Source organism: Stenotrophomonas sp. HMWF023 (assembly GCF_003060985.1).
In the GTDB taxonomy this organism is placed as follows: domain Bacteria; phylum Pseudomonadota; class Gammaproteobacteria; order Xanthomonadales; family Xanthomonadaceae; genus Stenotrophomonas; species Stenotrophomonas lactitubi.
Window position 1 is genome coordinate 6,844 of record NZ_QAIJ01000127.1, and the last position, 3,830, is coordinate 10,673.

A 3,830-nucleotide genomic window follows, 5' to 3' on the forward strand; every position below is an offset into this window, starting at 1 on the left:
GCCACCGCCGCGATGTATCCGGTGGCGGCCATGCGCGAACTGCGCGAGCGCTCGTTCCGCGACAACCCCCACCTGCATTTCGACCTGAGCGCGCTGCGCCGGCTGACGATCCAGGAGGCGCTGGAAAACAGTGGCGCCAGTCTGGACCTTCTGGAACCGGCGTATGACGTGTTCTACGCCGCGCGCAACCAGGTGGAGTGCTACCCCGATGCGCTCGACGCCCTGGCGCGGATCGCCGCGCGGGTGCCGGTGGCCGCATTGAGCAACGGCAACGCCGACCTGGAACGGATCGGCCTGGCCCATCACTTCAGCTTCCAGCTGGGCGCGCGCGAGCATGGCGCGGCCAAGCCCGAAGCGAGCATTTTCCACGCTGCCTGCGACCGCCTGGGCGTCGCCCCGGCGCAGGTGCTGCACGTGGGCGACCACGTGGAGATGGACGTGGCCGGCGCGATGGCTGCCGGCCTGCGCGGCTGCTGGATCAACCGCGAAGCGGCCACCTGGAACCATCCGCAGCTGCAACCTGACCTGCAGTTCGACACCCTCACCGGCCTGGCCGATTGGCTCGATGCCAACCTCGACGCCGCCGACGCTGACGAATCCCGGAGTACCTGACGCATGAGCGAGATCACTGGTTTCACCGCCGACACCACCGCCGCGCTGCCGTTGCACGTGCTGGACCGCAGCCAGTTCGAGGCGTGGAAGAACAGCCAGTCCGCTGCAACCCAGGCGTGGTTGAAGTCGCAGGGGTTCACTGCCGGCGCGCATTCCGTCGCGCTGCTGCCCGGCGCCGATGGCCTTGCGGGCGCGGTGATCGGCGTTGGCGATCGCGGCGATGCCTACAGCTACGCCCATGCACCGCATGCCCTGCCGGAAGGCAGCGTGTGGCAGCTGGCCAGCGAACTGCCGGCCGCCGAACAGGCGCTGCTGCAGCTGGGCTGGGGCCTGGGCAGTTACCGCTTCGACCGCTACCGCAAGCGCAACCGCACGCCGGCCCAGCTGGTTGCCGCACCGACCGGCGAGGTGGCCGACCTGATCGCCGCCAGCCTGCGCGTGCGTGATTGGGTCAACACGCCGACCGAAGACATGGGCCCGCAGCAGCTGGAAGATGCCGCGCGTGCCTTGGCTGAAGCGCACGGCGCGCAGGTTGAAGCCATCACCGGCGACGAACTGCTGGCGCAGAACTTCCCGGCCATCCATGCGGTGGGCCGTGCCTCGCACCGCGCGCCGCGGCTGATCGTGCTGCGCTGGGGCAAGGAGTCCGACCCGGCGCTGGCGCTGGTCGGCAAGGGCGTGTGCTTCGATACCGGCGGCCTGGACATCAAGCCGGCCGATGGCATGCGCAACATGAAGAAGGACATGGGCGGCGCCGCACACGCGCTGGCACTGGCCGGGCTGGTGATGGCCCAGCAGTTGCCGGTGCGCCTGACCCTGCTGGTTCCGGCGGTGGAAAATGCGATCGGCCCGGATGCCTTCCGTCCGGGCGAAGTGATCGCCACCCGCAAGGGCCTGAGCGTGGAGATCGACAACACCGACGCCGAAGGCCGGGTGATCCTGTGCGACGCGCTGACCTTCGCCGGCGAGCAGAAGCCGGACCTGGTGCTGGACTTCGCCACCCTGACCGGCGCAGCACGCATCGCGCTGGGCCCGGATCTGCCGGCGCTGTTCAGCAACGATGACACGCTCGCCCAGCAGTGGCTGCAGGCTGGTGATGCCACCCGCGACCCGGTCTGGCGCATGCCGCTGTGGCGCCCCTACCTGCGTTACCTGAGCAGCGGCATTGCCGACCTGGCCAACGCCGGCTCGCGCATGGCCGGCTCGGTGACCGCCGCGCTGTACCTGGAACGCTTCCTGGAAGATGGCCAGCGCTGGGCACATCTGGACGTGTATGCCTGGAACGATGGCGAGCGCCCGGGCCGCCCGGCGGGTGGCGAAGCCCTCGCCCTGCGTTCGGCTTGGGCAATGCTGAAAGCGCGTTACGCCTGATGCAACCGCCGGGCTTGGCCCGGCGCTACCGATGCCGGGGCGGGTGCTGATCCGCAATTCCGGTGGGTGCCGACCTTGGTCGGCACCGCATCACCCGGCAAATCTGACGAAAAATTGAATTTCGGCTCCGGCCGGGTTCTGCGAGGATGTGGTGGTCGCCCACCCACACGTCCGTGAAGGCAGGACTCCGACCATGTCGCTCTTCCGCTACACCCGCGCCGGCCAAGGGCCGCAGTCACCGCGCAAGCATTCACCGCTGCCCTGGATCGCCCTGATCGCGCTGATCCTGGGCATCGTCGCCCTCGCTTTCGCCTGGTTGGCTGGCTGGATCGGCCACGACCGGCTGACCGCGCAGCGCTTCACCGACACCATCGAGGCCACCGGCCCTGCGCATCCCGGCTTCCGCCGCGCGCACAGCAAGGGCGTGTGCGTGAGCGGTTGGTTCGAACCCAGCGCGCAGGCGCCAACACTCTCCAATGCACGAGTGTTCTCGCAGTCCAAGGTACCGGTGCTGGGCCGGCTGTCGATCGGCGGCGGCGATCCGCACGGCGCCGATGGCAGCGCGCGGGTGCGCAGCATTGCCGTGCAGCTGGTCGGCGATGACGGCCAGGAATGGCGGATGGCGATGAACAGCTTCCCGTTCTTCGCCGTGCCCACCGCCGAAGCCTTCTACGAGCAGACCCGCGCGCAGATTCCGGACCCGGCCACCGGCAAGCCCGACCCGCAGAAGATGGCCGCCGTACTGGCGAAATACCCCAGCGCGCAGGCCTTCCAGCAGTGGGCCAAGAGCGCACCGTGGACCAGCAGCTGGGCCAACACCACCTTCAACAGCGTCAACAGCTTCTGGTTCACCAACGCGCAGGGGCAGAAGCGCGCGGTGCGCTGGCGCTGGCAGCCGCAGGCACCGGTGGTGGAGATGGATGCGGACGCACGCAAGCAGGCCAACGTCGATTTCCTCAGCGAGGAACTGCAGCAACGCCTGGCGACCGGCCCGGTGCGCTGGAACCTGGTGGTCAGCCTGGCTGCGCCCGGCGATGCCATCGATGACCCCTCGGTGCCGTGGCCGGAATCGCGCGATCAGGTGGTGGCCGGTGTGCTCAGCCTCGACCGCATGCAGTCGCAGGAAGAAGGTGTCTGCGGCCAGCTCAACTTCGACCCGTTGATCGTGCCCAGCGGCGTGCGCGGCAGTGACGACCCGATCCTGGCTGCACGCTCGGCGGTGTATTCGCAATCCTTCAACCGCCGCGAACGCGAGCGCGCCAGCGGCAACGTCGAGCAACCGAAGGAGGCTGCACGATGAACACCGGCAACGGCCACTTCAACCTGCTCGCCCGGGTGCTGCACTGGTCCATGGCGCTGATGATCATCGCGATGCTGTTCGTCGGCGTGACCATGGTCGCCTCGCTGCACCTGCGGCCGATGCTGATCGACCTGCACCGTCCGCTGGGCATCGCCATCCTGCTGCTGGTGGTGCTGCGGCTGTACAACCGCCTGCGCCACCGTCCACCACCGCTGCCGGCGGATCTTCCCGCATGGCAGGTGCTGGCGGCGAAGGCTTCGCACTGGATGCTGTACGCGTTGATGCTGGCGATGCCGTTGATCGGCTGGGCGATGCTGTCGGCCGGCGGCTACCCGATCGTGCTGGGCGGCGACCTGCACCTGCCGCCGATCGTGCCGCACACGCCAGCGCTGTACGCCGCGCTGCGCAATGCGCACAGCCTGCTGGCCTACGTGTTGTTCGCCACGGTGCTGATGCACGTGGGTGCGGCGCTGTTCCACCTGTGGGTGCGCCGCGATGGCGTGTTCCAGGCGATGGCGCGCGGGAAGGATTGACTGGGTTCGGCTGC

The 3,830-nt window shown here is 68.9% G+C and carries 4 protein-coding genes; all 4 read left to right on the plus strand.

Features of this window, described 5'->3' with window-relative positions; translation table 11 throughout:
- Positions 1–612, plus strand: a 612-nt coding sequence (locus DBR20_RS06855; protein WP_258223233.1) for an HAD-IA family hydrolase, incomplete at its 5' end; no start/stop codon positions are given.
- A gap of 3 nt (positions 613–615) precedes the next feature.
- Complete coding sequence (locus tag DBR20_RS06860) at positions 616–1,983, plus strand: M17 family metallopeptidase (protein ID WP_108265662.1); 1,368 nt, start codon at positions 616–618, stop codon at positions 1,981–1,983.
- Positions 1,984–2,176: 193 nt separating this feature from the next.
- The gene (locus tag DBR20_RS06865) at positions 2,177–3,283 is read left to right on the plus strand and encodes a catalase family peroxidase (RefSeq protein WP_108265663.1); all 1,107 of its coding nucleotides are present in this window, start codon (positions 2,177–2,179) and stop codon (positions 3,281–3,283) included.
- Positions 3,280–3,816, plus strand: coding sequence for a cytochrome b (locus DBR20_RS06870; protein WP_108265664.1), 537 nt, complete (start codon positions 3,280–3,282; stop codon positions 3,814–3,816). Before DBR20_RS06865 ends, DBR20_RS06870 begins: the two co-directional genes overlap by 4 nt.
- Positions 3,817–3,830 lie beyond the last annotated feature (14 nt).

What these genes read in the sequence shown, in the direction of transcription:
- DBR20_RS06860 (WP_108265662.1), top strand. Translation starts at nt 616, where the DNA reads ATGAGCGAGATCACTGGTTTCACCGCCGACACCACCGCCGCGCTGCCG.
- DBR20_RS06865 (WP_108265663.1), top strand. Translation starts at nt 2,177, where the DNA reads ATGTCGCTCTTCCGCTACACCCGCGCCGGCCAAGGGCCGCAGTCACCG.
- DBR20_RS06870 (WP_108265664.1), top strand. Translation starts at nt 3,280, where the DNA reads ATGAACACCGGCAACGGCCACTTCAACCTGCTCGCCCGGGTGCTGCAC.